Below are 21,319 nucleotides of genomic sequence, written 5' to 3' on the forward strand. Positions count from 1 at the left end.
GTAAATCATGGATGAGAGGTGTGATTTGATGAGAAAGAGTTGGATTGTTTTCCTATTAACCTGTTTGCTGCTTGCGATGGTACCCTTTTCCGCATCTGCTGCGGATACGAAACGAACGATTGATGCATCAGGTGTTACAGCAAGCTCTGATGATGGGAATGTTGCTGCCAATACGGTAGATGGCAACCTAAGCACCCGGTGGTCGGCAAGTGGTGATGGGCAGTGGATTCAGTTTAACTTAGGCACAGACACGAAGCTAGCCTATTTGAAAATGGCTTTTCTGAATGGCGATACGCGAACATCGAGCTTCGATATTCAAACTTCTTCGGATAATGTGAGCTTCACAACCATCCAGACGAACTTAACCAACAGTGCGAACACGAGCCTTCAAACCTTTGATTTTCCCGACGTGAACGAAGTACGGTATGTTCGGATTATCGGGCATGGAAACTCCGTCAATGCGTGGAACAGTTACACGGAAGTAGAAATATACGGCGAACCTTCTGTAAGCGCTCCCGATGATGCTAAGTTTCCCGTACTAAGCACTTCTGTAACGGCAAGTGGGGATGATGGGAATGTCCCAGCGATTACAATAGATGGCAATATCGCGACTCGCTGGTCCGCAAGTGGCAATGGGCAATGGATCAAGTATGATTTACTCTCCAAAGCGAAGGTGGCTTTTATTAAAATAGCCTTCTTAAATGGTGATACACGAACATCCACCTTCGATGTGCAAACATCTGTCGACAATGTCAATTTCACAACCGTGCTTTCCAATGCATCAAATAGTGCGAATACGAATCTGCAGACGTTCGATTTCACAGACTCAAGTCCTGTTCGCTATGTGCGAATCGTCGGCCACGGTAACTCCGTCAATGCATGGAACAGCTACACGGAAGTTGAAATTTATGGAACTATCCCGGTATCTACATCGGCAGAACTAGCTACAGCACTCAATAATGCGGGCGCTGGGTCCACGATCGTACTGGCTAACGGCACCTATTCGCAAACGGGAGCTTTTATTTTATCTGGCAAAAATGGCACAGCCGCCAATCCCATCAAGATCAAAGCTGCCAATCAGGGCATGGCGATTATTTCTGGTGGTGCTGCCCTGCAAATTCAGAACTCGTCCAATGTGATTGTGCAAGGATTGAAATTTACGAACGCTGGTCAAACCGGTCTCCTCCTGGATGGATCGAACCACGTTCGGGTCACGCGCAATACATTTGCTTTGCAGGCTTCGGGAAGTACGTTAATCTGGCTGCAGGTCAGTGGCGTTAATAGTCACCACAACCGCATAGATCATAATGATTTCGGACCGAAGAGCGACACCGATCCACTGATTGCTTATCAGGGGGACAATAATGGTAATATTTCGCAATATGATGTGATTGAATTCAATTATTTTCATGATGTTGGACCTTGGGTAGACAATGGAAAAGAGACGATTCGACTTGGGTTATCGGGCATTTCGTTATCCAATGGCTACAATACCATTCAGTATAATTTGTTTGAAAACTGCGATGGGGAGCCGGAAATCGTTTCTGTGAAAAGCAGCAGTAACACGGTACGTTATAATACGTTTAAGACATCAAAGGGGGGACTCACCTCCAGACATGGACATAATAATTCTTTCTATGGGAACTTCTTCTTAGGTGATGGTGTTGAGTCCGAGGAAGCGGGCATCCGTATTTATGGGAATGACCATAAGATCTATAACAATTACATGGAAAATCTGACAGCGAACGCGATCATTCTGGATAATGGTAATTACGATGGCGGTAGCAGCGGATATCCGGTGAATCCATCAGCCGATGACTTACGGACTCAGTGGAAAATTTATCGAGCGCAGGTTGTGAATAACACGATTGTGAACAGCACGACGGGCATCGTGGTCGGTTCGGGTAAAACGTATCCCACGCAGGACAGCATCATCGCAAACAACATTGTTAGAAATACGACGGGGACGCTGTACAATGAAGTCGCTTCAACGAATACGCTTTTTGAAGGGAACATCGGGTTTGGCAGCACGGTAAGTAATAATAGCGCGCGAACTACCGCTCAAATTTGGACCATTAATCCGTTGTTCACAACGGTAAATGGCCTGCAAAAGCTAAGTTCAACGAGCCCTGCGATAAATGCTGCAACAGGTACTTACTCGTTCGTTAAAGAGGATATGGATGGCGGCACCCGATCCTTGAATGATATTGGTGCAGATGAAAGATCCAGTGCTACGTTATTCGCTAATCATCCGCTTTCAACGACTGAGGTAGGACCGAATGCACCATAGCGAGTGAGCTCTTGTTTAGGATTTTGTCCCGATCGCAATTCTGTATGACTTCAGGGAAAGCACCATTTTCTATATTGACAATCGACAAGAATGATGATAATTTAAATAAAGTGTATAAATCATATAGATTTAATCGGAATTAAAGCTAACTGGTCATCCGGAAGCATGGATAGGGTATCCATGCTTTTTTGTTTTCCAACATGGCCTACATTTTAATAACGGTATAGCTTAAGGAGGAATAGTATGAGAATTGATTGGACGTTTACGATGAATCAACCATGGACGATAGATCGCGTATTGGACTTTGTGACGATTGCGAATCGCTATACATGCAATATTTACGTTGGCATACAGGGTAGAATGCTGAATGCGAAAGGATTATTAGGCATCGTTTCCTTGAGTCTTTCATTAGGTAATCAATCAACGGTAGATTTGCAACTCGATGGCGTTGATGCGCAGGAAGCTTTCGAAGGTGTATCGGTCTATTTGCAAAGTGCGGACCTCACAGCTCATAAGTCCTTCGCGCAAAGTTCGTGATGAAAACGGTAACCCTCGACATGGGATGGAACTTCGACAACAGTTACGCGCGTTTACCGCATACTTTTTATACCCAGATTCATCCGACGCCTTCCCTATCACCTAGCTTAATCGTGCTAAATGTTCCGTTGGCATTAAGCCTAGGACTGGACGAAAAAGTGCTGCACGGAACGGAGGGTCTAGCCGTCTTGGCTGGCAATGAGATTCCAGTAGGTGGGTTGCCGTTAGCTCAAGCTTATGCCGGGCATCAATTCGGAATCTTTAAGATGCTTGGGGATGGCCGTGCACATTTATTGGGTGAACAGATTACCCCTCTAGGTGAGCGATTTGATATTCAGCTCAAAGGCTCCGGCATAACGCCCTATTCGCGCCATTTGGATGGTCGAGCAGCACTGGGACCCATGCTGCGTGAATATATCATCAGCGAAGCCATGTTTGCGCTTGGCATTCCTACGACGCGCAGCCTAGCCGTGGTAACAACGGGCGAATCGATTCAACGGGACACTGAGCTGACGGGTGCTATTCTCACTCGTGTGGCTGTTAGCCATTTACGCATTGCTACGTTTCAATATGCGGCTCATTTCGGCTCGCATACGGATCTTCGTACACTGGCCGACTATACATTGGCAAGACATTTCCCCGAAATTGGCGAGCAGGAGAACCGTTACTTGCGCTTACTTCAAGAAGTGTTCAAACGCCAGGCGTTGCTGATTGCCAAATGGCAGCTCGTCGGTTTTACGCATGGCGTGATGAGCACGGACAACGTGTCCATTAGTGGCATTACGATGGATTACGGGCCCTGTGCTTTCTTGGATGTCTATGATCCGAGTGCGTTATTCAGCACGAGAGATACAGAAGGACGCTATGCATTTGGCAAACAACCAGAAATTGCAAGGTGGAATCTTGCAAGGTTGGCTGAAGCCTTCTTGCCGTTGTTTGATGTCAGTGAAGCGCAGGGTGCTCACCTTGTGGAAGCTGCTCTTTCGGATTTCTCTGCGCTTTATCAGCGCACATGGCTTTCGGGTATGAGAGCCAAACTTGGCATTTATAACGAAGAATTAGAGGATGACGCTCTCGTTAAAGGACTGCTCGATTTGATGGAGAAGCACCGTGCAGACTACACCAATACCTTTCGAGCCCTATCGCTTGATCAGCCAGTGGATACGGGTCTCTCCGACATACCAGAATTTACGCAGTGGCATGAGCTTTGGCAGGCAAGACTAGGTCGGCAGAAACCGTCTAGATCAGCTGCACATCAGTTAATGCGAAGCAGTAATCCTGCAGTGATCCCGCGCAATCACCGCGTAGAAGAGGCATTAGCAGCTGCCATGCATGGCGACTACAGCGTGATGGAGCGTCTGCTTGATGCACTTGCGAATCCTTACGCCTATCGTCCAGAGCAGGTGGAGTACGCAACTCTGCCAACGGTATGCAGCGTACCTTATCGTACCTTTTGCGGTACTTGATGGTCACAAAACAACAAGCGTTCATGTAAGTCATTTGAGGTAAAAAAGGCTCAGAAATGAGTCTTTTTTTGCGTTGAGGTAATCATTTGACCATAGATGTAAGAAGAACCTGTCTAACACCTGTTTGTGGGGTTATCATCTGAGGATTCTAGGGTTGTCGCCTAGGTGGTCATCCCTTCATAATGAAGCCATGATGGAGTCTGTTTCGAAGGGCTAATAGTCCAAAAGGGCTCTCATCTAGAAGGGTGGTGGTAAGCGTTTACAATGATTCGGAACGGAACCTCGCCAATTCAGTCCTCAAGCTGCCGTTCGCTCGTGAAACACGGAAGTGCTTTTCATACAAAGGAGGAATAACTAGAATGAAACGTCCCAAACGGAAGCAGTCTTTGACCATGTTTCTTTGCTTTATTCTTGTGTTCGTAGGTTTACCGTTCGGCGCCTCTGTCGCTTCTGCAGCGACGACTTTCTCTAATGTATCGCTGAATACGACTACTCCGGGCATGTATGACAAGCTCGAAATCAAATTCGATCTCAGCTCGTCCTATTCCAACCCGTTCAATCCAGATGAAGTGGATATCGAGGCTTATTTCACGACACCATCGGGTGCCACGGAAGTTGTTCCTGGCTTCTATCAATCCGATTCATCGCCTAAATGGGCAGTTCGCTATTCGCCTCGGCAAACTGGCGCTTATAGCGTCGTGCTGAAAGTAACGGACGGTTCAGGAACGGGCACTTCGTCTACCTATAGCTTCTCGGCAGGTGGAGCGGGCTCCAATCGGGGCTTCATGGGCGTTAGCGGCAGTCGATTTGTTGACAGCGCGGGCAAGCAGCTTACCTTAATTGGAACGAATTTCGCTTGGGGATCACCAAGTGATATCCTGTCAGCGATGCCGCAATACAGCGCGGCGAAAATGAACATCATGCGTGTTTGGTACAACGTCTGGTGGGGCAACTACGCGCCGGAGTGGGGGCCAACTGTCACTACGCAGAATGGCATCACTATGAATTACAGCGGTGTCGGTAAATATCAGCTTGAGAATCAAGCACGGATGGACACACTGATTGATACAGCAGCAGCTAACAACATTTATGTGATGCTGACCATGAACAGCTTTGGGGATTTCTATTACGATTGGCCGCAAAATGCGTATAATACCGCCAACGGTGGACCGTCCTCATGGTCAGAGAACAACACGGATTTCTGGACGAATTCGACAGCAATTAGTTATCAGAAGAAGCTGCTTCGTTATGTTTTCGCCAGATGGGGCTATAGCCGTGCACTTGGCATGATGGAGTATTGGAACGAATCGGATAATCGTGTTGACACAAGTGCGACGAACCGTACGTCGTGGCATAATGCCGTCGATACATACTGGAAAAGTCTCGATTTTTACAACCGTCCTACAACAACTAGCTTCGCGTGGAAGGATCATAAGGAATTTAACCAAACGACGTGGGAGACGTTACCTACACTTAGCGCTACGAACTATCATATTTATGATAGTGCCTCGAATGTCATTGATAAATGGGAGGCAGAACTCAAGCATTTCAACGCCGATTTCGGAGGACGTCCTGCTTTCATTGGAGAATTCGGGATCGATGGAAACACGGAAAATCCGAATGATGCCGCTACGCAGCGGTATGTCCATGATGGCTTATGGGCGCCGATATTCCGAGCTGGCGCTGCGGGGGGTGGCCTCTTCTGGGAGTTCTCAGGTACGGGTACGTTTAACGTCCCAGCGAATATCAAAACTTTGCATACGGCGCTTGCTAATTTCGTGCAGCCTGTTGAGCAACAATTGATCACGATGCCGTTCACGGACTTTGGTGTTCAAACGAATACAACGAAGGTTGGCGGCTACAAAAACAGTGACAGAGCTTTGCTCTGGATCAATGATCCAGCAGCTAATTACACGATTGCTAGCCCAAGTACGATTAGTAGTATGAGTTTCTCGCTTACAGGGATGAACAATGGCACATACGATATCACCTATTACAACACGGTGACAGGTACGAATGTCTCGACGGCTACAGCGACTGCTGCTTCGGGTACGTTGACATTGAGCGCGATTCCAGCGTTTACAAGGGACATCGCGGTCAAAGCCATTCGTCAAGGCGCAGATGTGCCTGATACGCAAGCACCGACGGCACCTTCCAATCTTGCGGCACCTTCCAAGACATCTACAACGGTGAATCTGACGTGGAGTGCTTCTACGGATAACTTCGGTGTTGCCGGATATGATGTTTATCGCGGTACGACGCTGATTGGCTCGACAACAGGCGCGGGCTCGACGTCTTACGTAGCAACGGGTCTTACGGCGAATACGGCTTATAGCTTTACTGTGAAAGCCAAAGATGCAGCAGGCAACATCTCATCTGCTAGCAGCGTGTTGAATGTGACAACGAATGCACCTGATACACAAGCACCAACGGCACCGGGCAGTCTGAATTCGCCTTCGAAGACAGACGTCACAGTCAGCCTATCGTGGACAGCATCCACAGATGACACAGGTGTGACTGCTTATGATATTTATCGCGGAGCTTCGCTCGTGGGTTCCACAAGTGGAACATCCACGACGTTTATCGACAGCGGTCTGACCGCATCGACGACCTATAGCTACACGGTGAAAGCTCGTGATGCAGCAGGCAACATTTCCGCAGCGAGCAACTCAGTTGGTGTAACCACACTTCCGCCTATCCCTGCGAATCTACTTCAGAATGCAGGCTTCGACACGGATAGCGGTTTCGGGAAACCAAACCTATGGACATGCGAGCAGGATAATTACTGCTTCTTGGATACGTCTGTCAAACGGTCAGGAACAGGTTCAATGAAAGTTGTGAGCACAACTGGCCCTTGGTTCGGTTTCTACCAAGATGTGAATGGGACTGCGGGTACTGCCTATACGTTCGATGGGTATATCAATGTGGCTGCGAACACAACGACGAATACAAAGGTGAAAGTACAGTTCCTGAACAGCAGTGGCACGGTTTTGACGGATAATATTGTTGCTGAATATGTCAGCGGCACGACGACTGCTGGTTTTGTAAATATGCACGGCATATATACGGCACCTGCGAACACAGCGAAGGTTCGTGTGTACACCTACTTCACGGACAATCGCAGTACGATTTATTTCGATGATTTCTCTTTAACAAGCGGATCAGGCGGAGGTGGCGGTGGGGACACGACGGCGCCAAGTGCGCCAACGGGTTTGACTTCACCGAGCAAAACATCCACGAGTGTCAATCTCTCGTGGACGGCATCGACGGACAATGTCGGTGTAACGGGGTATGATGTCTACAATGGAACTACGCTTGCCGGTTCAACAATGGGCACAAGTTTTACGGCAACAGGCCTCACTGCATCGACAGCCTACAGCTTCACGGTAAAAGCGAAGGATGCCGCTGGCAATGTATCGGCAGCGAGCAGCGCGCTGAATGTAACGACGAACGCGGCCGCAGATACGACAGCGCCAAGCGCGCCAACGGGTTTGACTTCACCGAGCAAAACATCCACGAGTGTCAATCTCTCGTGGACGGCATCGACGGACAACGTTGGAGTAACGGGTTATGATGTTTACAACGGTGCAACATTAGCGGGTTCAACAACCGGAGCGACAACGTTCACGGCAACAGGCCTCACCGCATCGACAGCCTACAGCTTCACGGTAAAAGCGAAGGATGCGGCTGGCAATGTATCGGCAGCGAGCAGTGCGCTGAATGTAACAACGAGCGCGGCTGCAGACACGACAGCGCCAAGCGCGCCAACGGGTTTGACTTCACCGAGTAAAACGTCCACGAGCGTCAATCTCGCTTGGACGGCATCGACGGACAATGTCGGTGTAACGGGGTATGATGTCTACAACGGAGCAACATTAGCGGGATCCACGACCGGAGCGACAACGTTCATGGCAACAGGCCTCACCGCATCGACAGCCTACAGCTTCACAGTAAAAGCAAAGGATGCCGCTGGCAATGTATCGGCAGCGAGCAGCGCGCTGAATGTGACGACGAATGCAGCAGCATCGTCAAATCTCCTGTTTAATCCAGGTTTCGATACGGATAATGGCTCGGGTCAACCAGCTTCCTGGACAGTCGAACAGCCTTATTATTCTTCCTTAAATACATCCGTGAAGCGAACGGGAACCTCATCTCTTCGTATTGACGGCACGACGGGGCCATGGTTCGGGTTCTATCAAGCTGTTTCTGCAACCGCAGGCACGACGTACACGTTCGATGGGTATGTGAACGTTGCAGCCAATAACAATAGTACATTGGATTTCCATCTACAGTACTTAGATGGAAGCGGCAATGTACTGTCAGACAGCGATCTGGCTACGTACAGCGGCACAACGCCGACTTCCGGCTTTGTGAACGTACATGGCTCCGCTGCTGCACCTACTGGAACAGTCACGGTGCGAATCTACGTGTTCTTCCATGATATGCGCGGAACGTTCTACTTCGACGATTTCTCCATCAACTAACTCTTTAAGAGGATCCTCCCTGACATGTCAGGTGAGGATTCTCTTTGTTTGCGGAATCGGTTACCCAGACAACCACTTCATAATTCTTATGAAATCAATTACACTTATAGCGTGGTCTAGAATTTCGGAGTGAGAGGTGGGTTACCAATGATTATACCGGGTATTGTTTCAGTCACTTTTCGGGATAAGACGGTAGAGGAGATCCTTCGTGTAAGCGCTGCCTGTGGATTGCAGGCCATTGAGTGGTCGGAGAATGCCCATGTTTTCCCTGGTGATGCAGAGGGCTCAGTGAAGCTTCGTGAGAAGACAGAAGCGAGTGGCTTACAGATTGCTGCCTATGGATCTTATTTTCGTTTGCTGGAGGAGGAGACGGATCAGGCTTTTAAGCAAAGTCTGCTGTCTGCCAAAGCATTAGGAGCCCCTGTTATCCGCATTTGGGCAGGAAATGTAGCATCTAAGGAAGTGAGTGCGGCCGATCGCATGCAACTTGTTGAGAGGGCAAATCGAGTTGTTGAAATGGCGGCAGTGGAAGAGATTAAAGTTGCTTTGGAGTGGCACAGAAATACGCTGACGGACGAGAATGAATCAGCCCTGAGGTTCCTGGATGAGGTCGATCATCCCAATTTATATTGTTTGTGGCAGCCGGCCATAGGCCTTCCGATGAAAGAGCGCTGTGCAGGTCTTCATGAGTTGGCAGTACGGAAGAAGCTTCTAAATTTGCACACCTATTACTGGAAAGAAGAAGAGCGCAAGCCGCTGTCAGAGGGTTTTCCAGAGTGGCGTCAGTATCTGGCGCAAATAAATCGTCAAGAAGATCGCTATGCACTCATTGAATTCGTCATGGATAATTCAACGGAACAATTAGCCTTAGACGCTAGTGCTTTGAAGCAGCTTATAGCTGAGCTAAACTAAAATAAAATACATAAAGAGCAGGTGGATTTAATGAAGTTACGCATCGGTATGATTGGTTCAGGCGGGTTTAGTAAGATGCATGCCAAATTGTTAGCTGAGAGAGATGACGTGCAGATTGTCGCGGTATGCGGGACGAGTAAAGCAAAAGCAGAAGCCTTTGCTATGGCATGGGAAATTCCGTCCAGCTATGAAAGCTTTAGTGAGATGTTGGACGGCGAAAGCTTGGATGCCGTCTATATCCTAGTTCCGCCCATGTCACATGGTGAATATGAGATGAAACTTATTGAAAGAGGTATTCCTTTCTTTGTCGAGAAGCCGCTGGGTGTGGATATTGAGCTGCCACAGCAGATTCGAACGGCCATTCAGCAGAAATCCTTGTTGACTTCCGTGGGCTATCATTTCCGTTATACAGATACGGTTGGTACGATGAAACAATGGTTGTGTGAGCAGCCTCTCGGCATGATGACAGGTCAATGGATGGGAAGTATGCCTCAAGTTGCTTGGTGGCGGGATCAAGCCAGATCAGGCGGGCAATTTATCGAGCAAAGTACACATATTGTGGACATTATGCGTTATTGCGCAGGAGAGATCGATGAAGTCTACGCTATGTATAGTCAACAAGTGATGCATAAGCAATTTGAAGGTGTTACCGTACCCGACGTGGGAACCGTAACGCTCAAATTTAAAAGTGGCGTCATAGCGAATATATCGAATACATGTGTATTGCCGAATGGCGTAGGTAAAGTTGGGATTACTTGTTATACGCAAGATGGCATACTGGAGTGGGATACTGAACGTGTAACAAGGATCGAAGCGCATCAAACCACAGTTAGGAACAAACAGGTTGACCCGTATCGAGCTGAAAATGAAGCCTTTATTCATGCATTGAAAACGGGAGATACGGGTCGTATTCTTTCGGATTACGAGGATGCTTTCAAGACACAACAAGTGACGGTCGCCGCTTGGGAATCGGCGAAATCAGGATTGCCAATTCGTCTTAGCTGATCAACGCATGTATAATGTGATCTGCGTTTTAATCCTGTACAACGGAAATTGAATTTTCACCACCTATATAAATCCGGTTCGTGCGCGGGTTCATCACCATATCCCCGGCGCCTTTGGCGATTCGAAGAGTCGTAATGGATTTCAAGGTAGTTCCATGATAGACGCTAAGTGGAGAGGTTCCCGTCTCGGAAGATCCGGCTATGAACAGATGGTTTGTAGTCGGATTCACAAGCGTGTTTGTAAAAGTAGGCACAGTTATTGTACGGTAGACGCGATTTGTGTCGCCATTAATGGCAAACAGTTTTCCCTTTTCGGAAACTTGGGCACTTGTTACGTAAATGTGATTCGTCATGGGGTTCAGAATGACATTACTTTGTCGTCTTTCAAGCTCAATACTGCGAACTTTCAGCGTTCGGAGGTTAACCACGGAGCAGAAACGACTGAGGTTGTTCGCGACATAGAGCAGGTTGGTTTTCCTATTAAGAGCTGGGGTAATGACAGGGTTCTTCCCTACCTTGACTGTAGATAGGATGGTATGACGAGTGCCGTGGATGACCGACAAGGTATCATTGGTTGTATTGGTGACATAGATACGGTTCGTCAACTCGTTAACGACGAGCTGAGAAGGACGGCCGATAAAGCGGATACGACGTTGAAGCTTGTTCGTGGTACCGTTCAGAACTACGACGGAAGCGAACTTCGCGGTCAGAGAAATCGTTGTGACATAAATGAGATTGGTGCGTGTGTTTACTGCAATATGGTCGCAGCGTTCGCCGACTTTGACCGTGGTGATGACCCGGTTGGTCAACCCGTTAATGACAGAAACCGTACCATCTAAGAAGTTAGCAACATAGATGCGGTTCGTACGTGCATTAAGAGCAAGATGAGAAGGCAATTGGCCAATGTTCAATGTGGTTATGATTGTATTGGTTTGTGCGTCGAGCACACCCAGACTATGTTCGCCTTGAATAAAATAAACCCGATTCGTAACGGGATTAAGGGCTATGTTGCCTACTCGCGCGCTGACAGGAATCGTGGCGACTAGGCGTGGTAAGCCAAGAGCGACTTGGCGTTTTGCAACGCGTAATGATTTGCGGATCAACATGTGGGAATCCCCTTTCCATAGGCATATGATCCTAGCATCATATTCAAGGCATCGTGTGAGGGGAACTGATTAGATAGACATTGTGAGTTAGCATAGGGGCAGCACAACTTTTCCACGTATCGAACGTCAAATTGGCAAGGAACACATTACGCGCGAAGGGTAAAGGAGAGGTAACTTTGGTACAAGGGAATGCTGAACTTGAGTTAGTGTGGGACGGGAAAGCGACACTCGGAGAAGGACCTGTATGGGACCATCGAACAGGTCAAATGATCTGGGTTGATATTATGGGACAAGTTGTACATCTATTCACGCCTGCTGAGGGCACAACACGGTCCATCGCGGTAGATCAAAAAGTCGGAGCAGCTGTGCCAAGGGAGCAAGGCGGTATGGTCGTGGCCACGGAGCATGGCTTTCATTTCTTAGATGCAGCCTCTGGGTCGCTAGCACGAATAGTGGATCCCGAAAGCCATCTGCCTAATAATCGGTTTAACGATGGGAAATGTGATCGATCAGGCAGGTTTTGGGCGGGAACGATGGCACAAGATGATTCAGGTACAACGGGGTCACTGTATTGTTTGGATGTAGACGGGTCGCTGCGAACTGTTCATGATGGCGGCATTGGGGTATCCAATGGGCTGGGGTGGAGTCCCGACAATAAGACGATGTATTACATCGATTCGCCAACGAAACAAGTTGTGGCCTATGCCTACGACGAGGAAACCGGCGTAATTTCCGATCCTCGAACTGTCGTAACGATCCCGGAGGGAGAAGGATTCCCGGATGGCATGTCCGTAGATAGCGAAGGCATGCTGTGGATTGCGCAGTGGGGAGGCTGGCAGGTCGGCTATTGGAATCCGCATACTGGTGAAAAGTTAGGGTCCATACCTGTTCCAGTGGAGAGAACGAGTTCTTGTGCTTTTGGCGGGGAGCAGTTGGATGAGTTGTATATTACAACGGCAAGTGTAGGTATAAAGGAAGAGGAGTGGGACAAGCAGCCGAATGCGGGTGGTTTGTTTCGAATCAAATTGCATGTAAAAGGAGCCCCGGCGAACTTCTATAGGGGTTAACGAGCAAGCCTTGCGACTAGCATCAGTCGCAGGGCTTCTTTTCATTTTACAGATAGAAATGAAATTTATTAATCGCGTCACCTAGGCCGTATACAATAATCATTGTCTAACCCGTGACAATCAGCTACGATTAGGAAATCTAGCAAAGTTGACGGGGAAGGGCGATTTCACATGGTCATTAAAATGAAATCAAGATCTATCCAGACGAATTTATTCATGACCTACTCGATCATGATTATTGTGGTTAGTCTTTTTCTGGTAACCTCTTTTTACACCTATGAATCGACGATTCTGAGGAAAAGAACGTTCGAATCCTTTCAAGATTTGTCCCAAAGTCTTTCGAATACGTTAGATACCGAAATTAAGAAGATGAATGATCAAACACTCAATGTCGCGTATGCGAATTTATTGAAAGAATACATGGTTACGATGGGCAAAAAAGGGGAAGATGCGAGCGCATCGAGTCTTGATTCGGAGAATTTAATTCATACCAGTCAAATTATTAACATGCTCGTAGATTTAATGGGACCAGCCCAAACGATTAAACAAATTTCACTCTACGATTTGGACGGAAATCGCTATTCCGCAGGGTTGTTTTCCAAATATTTACATGTCCAACTGAAAGAGATGCCGTGGTACAAGGAAGTGTTCTCCAAAAACGGCGGAAGTTACATCTATGGCCCTTTTATCGATCGGGATCTAGAAAATAAATCAAGCCTGTACGCGAACAAAAAGTACATGTCCTTACTGCGCATTTATTATGATAATAATAAATCGGCCCTTGGTGTGATTGAAGCGCAGCAGGATAGCGATGTGATTTTTGCGGGCATCAATGAGTTAATTAAGAATGGTCATGGTCAAAATAAAGTAGTCGTCTACGACGGGAACGGCAAAATTCTGTATCCGTATCAGAATGAAAAGCTGGATCAAACGGATTTGTATTATAAACAAATCTCTCAGAATCCAGATCAAGCTTCGCTGTTGATTCAGAATCCAGAATCGAACAAGCGCGAGCTGCTGTCTTACCACCACTCCAATGAAACCGGTTGGTCGACGGCGATCGTGACGAATGAGCAAGAAGTTCTAGCTCCATTAGCGAGTTTTACGCGGATGACAATCATGCGTGCGGCTATCATTTTGCTGATTGCGCTGCTGTTTTCATTCATCGCAGCGAAACGATTTACCGTACCCATTGCGAAGCTGCGCACTGCGATCAAAAAGATGAACTGGGAGACCATTTCCTCTGGCGAAGTGATGACCCTTGATAGCGGATTGAATGAGATCGAGGAGCTCAATGTCGCTTTTCAGAGGATGAATGCTAAGATCAAAAATTCCATTAGTGATCTTCTGCTCTCGCAGTCCGAGGAAATGAAGTCGAAAATTCATGCGCTGCAGTCTCAAATGAACCCTCATTTTCTGTACAACACATTGACGACGATTAGTGTGATGGCGGAAGCAAATATGAACCAAGAAATCGTTGAGATGTGCCTTAAGCTTTCCTACATGCTGCGCTACATATCGTCAGGCCAGTCTGACTTCGTTCCGATGCAAGCTGAAATCGATTACACGGAAACGTATTTGAATTACATGCAAATTCGTTATCGGGAAGAACTGCATTTCTCCATGGACATTGACGATGCGCTAAAAGCTATACAAATCCCTAAACTCATCATTCAGCCACTGGTTGAAAATGCACTGAAATATGGCATCAACGGTGAACCGCCATGGCATATTTCGATTACGGGTACCATGGATGACAAGCAATGGCAAATTACCGTCCTGGATAACGGGACAGGATTTACCTCCGAAGCTATAACCGTGTTGGGTGATAAAATAAAAAGAATTAACGAGCAGAATGAGCTACCTAGTCTGGAACTGGAAGGCATGGGACTCGCGAATATTTATACCCGTTTGAAACTGTACTATGGCGATCAATTTCAATTTATTTATGGCAATGATGATTCGGGTGGTGCCATAGTTAAGATCGGTGGACCTCGCTGAGTTGGAGGCAAAAAAACACATATAAAAACTCGGTTTATTCCATAGCCTCACAGCGATTCAACATGTAAACTTAATCAATCTCAAAAAAGGAGCTAGTTCTATGACATCAACCAAACCGGCTAACTTTCAAGTTGTCATTGTTGAGGATGAACAGCTAATACTTGATAATCTTGTTCAGAAGATAGCACAATTCGATCTAGGATTCAGCGTTGCAGGCACGGCAAAGAATGGTAAGAAAGGACTTGAACTGATCGCTGATGTACAGCCAAGTCTCGTCATAACCGATATTCGCATGCCTGTCATGGACGGCTTGGAATTAATGAAAGGGGTCTCGTATCAGTTCCCTAATATTCACAAGATTATTATTAGCGGGTATAGCGAGTTTACCTACGCCCAACAGGCGATCCAATATGGGGTCAAAGATTATTTGCTGAAGCCGGTCGATACGAATGCCTTTCGTAAAACTTTAATCGAACTCAAAATCCTGCTTTCTACCGAGCTGCAGTCCTCCAAACAGAAAGAGGGAGATCAGCTTTCGACCGATGAACTCATTGCGGAGTTCCAGTTTTACTTAAAAGAAAACTACACGAGTGAAATAAATTTGGAAGCGCTTTCTAAAAGACTGAATGTCAACCCGACGCATTTGAGCCGGTTATTTACCAAACGTTATGGTGAGAATCCATCGACCTATGTCATTAATTTGCGTATGAATAAAGCGAAATATTTATTAACGAATCACCCGGAATTATCGGTGAAAGCGATAGGCGAGCTCGTTGGCTATACGGATCAGAATTATTTTAGCCATGCCTTTAAAAAGCTGACAGCCGTCAGCCCCGCCTACTATCGAGCGGAGAAGAAAGTCTTTGAATAAAGGCAAAATACAGGCAAAAAAACACAGATAACGCGTTGGTTTACTCCATAGAGTAAACGAGCGAATCGGCATAGAATTACAAATGTAAGAGATACATCAAGGGGAGGAAATAAAAATGAGTAAAATGAAAGCGATAACATCCATGGCGCTAGCTTCGGTTACAGTATCCGTAGTACTGGCTGGTTGCGGAAGTGAAGAAACGAGCAGTTCGGCAACAAAAGCTGCAACGGCAACAGCGGGAGCCACGGCAACTGCAACCGCATCAACTGCGGCGAAAAAAGACGTGAAACTTACCTTCCTGGCGAACCAGGATCAGGTGCATGAGCCATTAACAGCGTTAGCCAAGAAATTCGAAAGTGAAACGAAAATCTCCATTGATTTTCAAATCGTGCCATCGGATCAATTCTCGAATTTGCTGAACACGAAGCTTAATGCCAAAGAGGGTCCAGACCTCTGGATGGATCAAGGCGGGAAATTTAGACTGGCTTCTAAAGCCATTGATGCTGATAATAATTTGGTTGATTTTACTAGTGAAGCCTGGACGTCAACCTTGAAGCCGATCTACGCGGAGCATGTGACAGCGAATAAGAAAGTTGTCGGTTTACCTTACTGGGATTTGGGTGCAAGCACTTCTTGGGTGTACGTGTATAACAAGAAAATCTTCGAGAAATTGAACCTAACCGTTCCCAAAACCTATGACGAATTTATCAATGTCCTGCAAAAAATCAAAGATTCGGGCATCACGCCGATCTATGAACCTGGTGCAGACGGCTGGCATCAGCAGTTGCCTGTTTTTGAAATGGGCCCCCGCATTAATGAAGTAAGTCCTGGCATCTATGACAAGCTCAATGCGAATCAAGTCAAACTTGCGGATGACCCTAACACGGTGAAATTAATGGATCAAATTAATCAGCTTGTCGTGAAAGGCTTCTACGGTAAGGATTACATGAGCCAACAAAATGCGAACAATTATCAAGCGATTGCTTCTCAAAAGTTCGCCATTACTCTAGATCATACGAACTTTGGGACAGAAATGGTCAACGCGGTGAAAGACTCTGCCGTTAAAGCAGAAGATATTGGTGCTTTCGTCATGCCGTTCCTAGATAATCAAACGATCAATGTAAATCCACAAGGTCCTTCCATCTTCGCGTATAAGCCAGGCAAGCATGTCGCTGAAGCGAAGCAGTTTATCGCCTACCTAGCGAAACCTGAGAACCTGCAATACTACTTAGATAATGATGCGAAATTCTCCGACTTGCCTTATACAGGGTTAAAAGCGAAACCGAATCCAATTGTCGATCAACTGATGGCGACAGCACAGAACAAGCTCGGAACGGTTATGCAATCGGCTGTTGCTTACATTGATCCACAATGGATTGATACAGGCAAAGATGTCGTCTCGCTCTTCTTCCAGAAAACAACATCCAAAGGTGTTTGGGAGAACGTAGATAAACGAAGAGAACAGCAAGCGAAAGCGAATCAGGACCCTAGCTGGAAATAAACCATAGAAGAGATCACAGTCTGCAGGCGCAAGAGTCTCACAGCTGTTGCTGCCTGCATGACGGATCGGTGATCGGTAGTAGGAGGAGAACGGAGATGGCGTCAGTAGCTCTAACCGTCACAGAAGAGAAGAAGCGTACTCGTCGTAAAAAAAGTTTTCAGCAAAAGCTGTATCCGTTCCATTTTGTACTTGGCGCGTTGATTTTATATGGTTTTTTATATGTCATACCTAGTTTAATGGGGATTTATTACTCCTTTACCGACTGGAGCCAATTCAATCAAGGAATTCATTTTGTCGGCTTGGCGAACTATAAAGCGATCTTTGTAGAAGACAATGCGGGCGTTCATTATGTGCAATACATCTTCAATACACTCAAATTCACCGGTATTACGACTGTTTTAAAAGGTGTCATTGCCCTTGGTTTAGCGCTGCTCGTTAATAAAGGCATTCGCTTCAAAAATATCCATCGTGGATTGATCTTCCTGCCGGCCATCCTTTCCTTCATTGTGACAGGTTTGGTGTTCAAATCGATCTTGCATCCGACGACTGGATTGTTGAATCATTTGCTGACTTCCATCGGATTAGAAGGGTTGGCACAATCATGGCTGACCGATCCGAGTTGGGTGTTTACCTCGATCTATGCAGTTGATGCATGGAAGGGTGTGGGTTATTTAATGACGATCTTTCTCGCAGGCTTGCAAACGATTCCAGAGGAATATTATGAAGCAGCAGAAATCGATGGTGCCAGGTTTTGGCGAAAATTGTTCCATGTCACGTTCCCTTTGCTCATGCCGGCTGTTATGGTAACGACGGTGCTTAGCGTCTTATATGGGCTGCGCGTATTTGATATCATCTACGTGCTTACCAATGGCGGGCCTGGTGATTTGACCGATGTTCTCTATACCGTTGTTTTAAAAACATTCGGCTACGGCTACTACGCCGTTGGTTCCGCGCTTTCTTCCATTTTGTTTGTATTTATGATCATCATCGGTTACTTCATGATTCAATTCATGATCAAAAATGAGGTCGAATTATAATGAACACATCTAAAATTATGCTATGGGTGACCAAAAACACAGCCGTTTGGCTGATCAGTCTCGTCATGTTCATTCCATTTATACTTGTGCTACTGAATTCCTTCAAGTCTGTAGGCGAATCTACATCCATGTCCATGTCATGGCCGACTAGCTGGCACTTTGGGAATTATGTGGAGGTTTTTAAGAAAGGAAAGCTGCTCACCAGCTTTTATAACAGCTTGTACTATGCCATCATTTCCAATGCCGTAGGTGTTATTTTCAGCGCGATGGCGGCCTATGTCCTCTCCAGAAATCGAACCAAGTGGAACCACTTCCTGTTCTTTTTTATTGTGTTGGGGATTGCCCTGCCGATAAACCAGATTCCGCTTACGAAAATGATGCAAATGACGCATCTGATTGACACGCGTACAGGGATGGCTTTGCTCTTTGCTTCGCTGCAAATTCCCTTTAGCGTATTTCTAATTTATGGTTTCATCGGCACGATTCCTAAGCAATTGGACGAATCTGGGAGCATTGACGGCTGCGGGCGTTGGTCGTTATTTATCAAGATCATTTTACCTTTACTTTTACCGGCATTAACCACGGTGATTGTGCTGAATTTCTTGAATACATGGAATGATTTTATGCTTCCGCTGTATTTCCTTCACACCACAGAGCTGTGGCCGATGACGTTGGCGATTTACTCGTTCTTTGGCCGATATTCGGTCCAGTGGAATCTCGTATGTGCGGATATTATGTTGACCAGCCTGCCGGTTATTCTCGTTTATTTGGTAGGACAGCGGTATATCGTTGCTGGGATGACAGCAGGTGCGGTGAAGGGGTAATGTAGGCCAAGCGCACCATAATCGGATAAAGGGGTTGACATTGACATGTTAAAATCAGTTCGATGGACGCAATTCGTTGGGTATATAACGTTTGTCATGCTATGTCTTATAGTCACCGCAGTAATGGCTCCAAGTTCGGCTTCAGCAGCCGTTCAAACGGTAACGGTAGATTTAAATCCTAACAATGGTGCTCCTACGTATCGCGGATCTGGCTTTCTCTATGGATTAAGTGCAGATGGAAGCGCTCCAGCAGGCTCGCTGTTATCGGATTTGAAACCCAAGCTGTTTCGAGGCGGCGGTGCTGGACTGAGCGGTGGGGCTTGGGCGGTTGGCGGTTACAACGGTTATGTGACCCGTTTTAATTCGATTCTTGCGCAATATAATCGAGTGAACGCGATTGGTGCTAAATATCAAATCCTAGTGAGTGATGTCTGGGGCTCTGACGGGCGGACCATTCCAGATAATACGCAGCCGATTTTCCCTGGAGATAACGGGAATTGGACATCGTGGAACAATTTTATCACACAGCTGGTGACAGATAAAAAAGCGAATAACATGTCTAACGCGCGGTATGACATCTGGAATGAGCCAGATGGCGCTTATTTCTGGCCGCGTTCTGAGGCGCAATATTTCGAGATGTGGAAACGAAGTGTGCAATTAATTCGTTCTTTGGATGCTAACGCGGTTATTGTTGGTCCCGGGTATGGAGGCTTTAATGCGAATCAATTAAGCACCTGGCTGGATTATGCCAAAGCGAATAATGTACTTCCCAACATATTGGATTGGCATTTCAGCGCTGATCCTGTGGCGGATGTGCAGACCGCGCAAGGCTTGCTCACGGCGAAGAGTATTACCTCTGTGTCGGGGATGACCATTGGTGAATATATTTGGTCTGCGCAGCAAAATGCGGGTTATACCGCTTGGTATTTAGCTAGATTAGAAAAATCCGGCGTGCTTGGCGCTAACCATGCTATCTGGGATCATTGCTGTGATCAAGGGCTTTTGGATGATATTCTGACCACGAGTTCGCAAAAGAAAGGGCAATGGTGGGCTTACAAAAGCTATGCCGATATGTCTGGAACGATTGTAGGCACTACTGCCTCTGCCAATATTGATGGTGTAGCCAGTAAGGATGCAACGAAACAATCCGCCTCTATTTTGTTAGGAAATCGTGGCGGCGAGACAGGCGATATGGACGTGAACGTCATTAATTTGAATACTGCTGCTTACTTGATCAACAATGGGAAAACGCATGTCGTCGTATCATGGATTAATAATCTCGATCCGCTGGCTGCACCAGTCGTGACCCAATCCTTCGATGCTACAGTCGTGAACAATGCGATTCGAGTAACAATCCCTTGGAATTATGATGTAGATGCCTTCACGATTGCATTGACTCCAGCAAGTGCATCGGCACCGGGTGAAACGAACCTGCCGGGCAAGCTGGAAGCGGAGAATTATAGCATGATGAATGGCATTCAAACCGAAACGACAAATGATACGGGCGGCGGATTGAATGTTGGTTGGACGGATGCCGGTGATTGGATGGACTACCCTGTGAACGTGCAGAACACGGGCACGTATACTGTCGGATTCCGGGTGGCTAGTGTCAATACAACAGGTCAAATTCAGTTGAAGAACAGTGCAGGTACCGTATTGAGCACCGTCAATGTACCGAATACAGGCGGATGGCAGACGTGGACTACAGTGAATGCTACTGTCAACTTGACAGCAGGAGGACAGACAATTCGTCTTTATGTACCTACCGGAGGCTTTAACGTGAATTGGTTGAACTTTACACTGAACCCACCGACAGGGCCTGTAGTTTATCAAGCAGAGAATGCCGTACTTGCCGGCGGCGCTAAGATTATGACGGATCATACAGGGTTTACCGGTACTGGATTTGTTGCGGGTTATGAATTCCAAGGACCATCAACGGCCTTTACAGTGAATGCGGCGTCGCAAGGCAATTATAATGTAGAACTGCGTTATGCGAACGGATCGGGCAGTGTGCGAACACTCAGTATTTATGTCAATGGTACGAAAATCAAACAAACCAGCCTGACGAATCTAGCCAATTGGGATACGTGGGGAACTAAGACAGAAGTCTTGAACCTGCAGGCGGGCAACAACACGATTACGTACAAATTTGATGCAGGTGACAGCGGTTTGGTCAATCTGGATAAAATTTCGGTCAGTCCCTAGTTATGCGAGGAGGA

14 protein-coding genes are annotated in these 21,319 nt (G+C 46.8%); 13 read left to right on the forward strand and 1 reads right to left on the reverse strand.

The annotated features are described in order from the left end of the window. Positions 1–28 precede the first annotated feature (28 nt). From A8709_RS10975 to A8709_RS11000, 6 genes are all read left to right on the forward strand, one after another. Positions 29–2,290, forward strand: coding sequence for a chondroitinase-B domain-containing protein (locus tag A8709_RS10975; protein WP_065852383.1), 2,262 nt, complete (start codon positions 29–31; stop codon positions 2,288–2,290). A 243-nt stretch (positions 2,291–2,533) separates the two neighbouring features. Continuing rightward, positions 2,534–2,827, forward strand: a complete 294-nt coding sequence (locus A8709_RS10980; RefSeq protein WP_065852384.1) for an HPr family phosphocarrier protein — start codon at positions 2,534–2,536, stop codon at positions 2,825–2,827. Further along, positions 2,827–4,293, forward strand: a complete 1,467-nt coding sequence (locus A8709_RS10985) for a protein adenylyltransferase SelO (RefSeq protein ID WP_065852385.1) — start codon at positions 2,827–2,829, stop codon at positions 4,291–4,293. The genes A8709_RS10980 and A8709_RS10985 overlap by 1 nt, the downstream gene beginning before the upstream one ends. 359 nt (positions 4,294–4,652) lie before the next feature. Beyond that, entirely contained in the window at positions 4,653–8,777 is a 4,125-nt protein-coding gene (locus tag A8709_RS35115) for a fibronectin type III domain-containing protein (protein WP_065852386.1), read from the forward strand. 147 nt (positions 8,778–8,924) lie between these two features. After that, positions 8,925–9,689, forward strand: a complete 765-nt coding sequence (locus A8709_RS10995; protein ID WP_065852387.1) for a sugar phosphate isomerase/epimerase family protein — start codon at positions 8,925–8,927, stop codon at positions 9,687–9,689. A 30-nt stretch (positions 9,690–9,719) separates the two neighbouring features. Then, a complete protein-coding gene (locus A8709_RS11000; protein ID WP_065852388.1) occupies positions 9,720–10,694 on the forward strand; it encodes a Gfo/Idh/MocA family protein in 975 nt (324 codons plus the stop codon). A 28-nt stretch (positions 10,695–10,722) separates the two neighbouring features. Here the strand turns inward: A8709_RS11000 and A8709_RS11005 are convergent, their stop codons facing one another. Beyond that, positions 10,723–11,799, reverse strand: a complete 1,077-nt coding sequence (locus A8709_RS11005) for a YncE family protein (protein ID WP_065852389.1) — start codon at positions 11,797–11,799, stop codon at positions 10,723–10,725. Between the two features lie 176 nt (positions 11,800–11,975). On the opposite strand from A8709_RS11005, the gene A8709_RS11010 reads away from it, so the two are divergent. The 7 genes from A8709_RS11010 to A8709_RS34905 all read left to right on the forward strand — a co-directional run bounded on the left by A8709_RS11010 (position 11,976) and on the right by A8709_RS34905 (position 21,305). Further along, complete coding sequence (locus A8709_RS11010) at positions 11,976–12,866, forward strand: SMP-30/gluconolactonase/LRE family protein (RefSeq protein ID WP_065852390.1); 891 nt, start codon at positions 11,976–11,978, stop codon at positions 12,864–12,866. Positions 12,867–13,049: 183 nt separating this feature from the next. Continuing rightward, entirely contained in the window at positions 13,050–14,867 is a 1,818-nt protein-coding gene (locus tag A8709_RS11015) for a sensor histidine kinase (RefSeq protein ID WP_167357053.1), read from the forward strand. Positions 14,868–14,967: 100 nt separating this feature from the next. After that, a complete protein-coding gene (locus A8709_RS11020) occupies positions 14,968–15,738 on the forward strand; it encodes a response regulator transcription factor (protein WP_065852392.1) in 771 nt (256 codons plus the stop codon). A 115-nt stretch (positions 15,739–15,853) separates the two neighbouring features. Further along, complete coding sequence (locus A8709_RS11025; RefSeq protein WP_065852393.1) at positions 15,854–17,239, forward strand: ABC transporter substrate-binding protein; 1,386 nt, start codon at positions 15,854–15,856, stop codon at positions 17,237–17,239. Between the two features lie 95 nt (positions 17,240–17,334). Next, positions 17,335–18,276: a carbohydrate ABC transporter permease gene (locus A8709_RS11030; protein ID WP_084224823.1), complete on the forward strand. Its 942-nt coding sequence runs from the start codon at positions 17,335–17,337 to the stop codon at positions 18,274–18,276. Continuing rightward, positions 18,276–19,100, forward strand: coding sequence for a carbohydrate ABC transporter permease (locus A8709_RS11035; protein WP_065852394.1), 825 nt, complete (start codon positions 18,276–18,278; stop codon positions 19,098–19,100). Before A8709_RS11030 ends, A8709_RS11035 begins: the two co-directional genes overlap by 1 nt. Before the next feature lie 45 nt (positions 19,101–19,145). After that, complete coding sequence (locus A8709_RS34905; protein WP_065852395.1) at positions 19,146–21,305, forward strand: carbohydrate-binding protein; 2,160 nt, start codon at positions 19,146–19,148, stop codon at positions 21,303–21,305. Positions 21,306–21,319 lie beyond the last annotated feature (14 nt).

Origin of the sequence: Paenibacillus pectinilyticus, from assembly GCF_001700435.1 — a bacterium.
Lineage (GTDB): Bacteria > Bacillota > Bacilli > Paenibacillales > NBRC-103111 > Paenibacillus_E > Paenibacillus_E pectinilyticus.

Excerpts from the sequence above, each read along its gene's own strand:
- A8709_RS10975 (WP_065852383.1), top strand. The coding sequence starts at position 29 with ATGAGAAAGAGTTGGATTGTTTTCCTATTAACCTGTTTGCTGCTTGCG.
- A8709_RS10980 (WP_065852384.1), top strand. The coding sequence starts at position 2,534 with ATGAGAATTGATTGGACGTTTACGATGAATCAACCATGGACGATAGAT.
- A8709_RS10985 (WP_065852385.1), top strand. The coding sequence starts at position 2,827 with ATGAAAACGGTAACCCTCGACATGGGATGGAACTTCGACAACAGTTAC.
- A8709_RS35115 (WP_065852386.1), top strand. The coding sequence starts at position 4,653 with ATGAAACGTCCCAAACGGAAGCAGTCTTTGACCATGTTTCTTTGCTTT.
- A8709_RS10995 (WP_065852387.1), top strand. The coding sequence starts at position 8,925 with ATGATTATACCGGGTATTGTTTCAGTCACTTTTCGGGATAAGACGGTA.
- A8709_RS11000 (WP_065852388.1), top strand. The coding sequence starts at position 9,720 with ATGAAGTTACGCATCGGTATGATTGGTTCAGGCGGGTTTAGTAAGATG.
- A8709_RS11005 (WP_065852389.1), bottom strand. The coding sequence starts at position 11,799 with ATGTTGATCCGCAAATCATTACGCGTTGCAAAACGCCAAGTCGCTCTT.
- A8709_RS11015 (WP_167357053.1), top strand. The coding sequence starts at position 13,050 with ATGAAATCAAGATCTATCCAGACGAATTTATTCATGACCTACTCGATC.
- A8709_RS11020 (WP_065852392.1), top strand. The coding sequence starts at position 14,968 with ATGACATCAACCAAACCGGCTAACTTTCAAGTTGTCATTGTTGAGGAT.
- A8709_RS11025 (WP_065852393.1), top strand. The coding sequence starts at position 15,854 with ATGAGTAAAATGAAAGCGATAACATCCATGGCGCTAGCTTCGGTTACA.
- A8709_RS11030 (WP_084224823.1), top strand. The coding sequence starts at position 17,335 with ATGGCGTCAGTAGCTCTAACCGTCACAGAAGAGAAGAAGCGTACTCGT.
- A8709_RS11035 (WP_065852394.1), top strand. The coding sequence starts at position 18,276 with ATGAACACATCTAAAATTATGCTATGGGTGACCAAAAACACAGCCGTT.
- A8709_RS34905 (WP_065852395.1), top strand. The coding sequence starts at position 19,146 with ATGTTAAAATCAGTTCGATGGACGCAATTCGTTGGGTATATAACGTTT.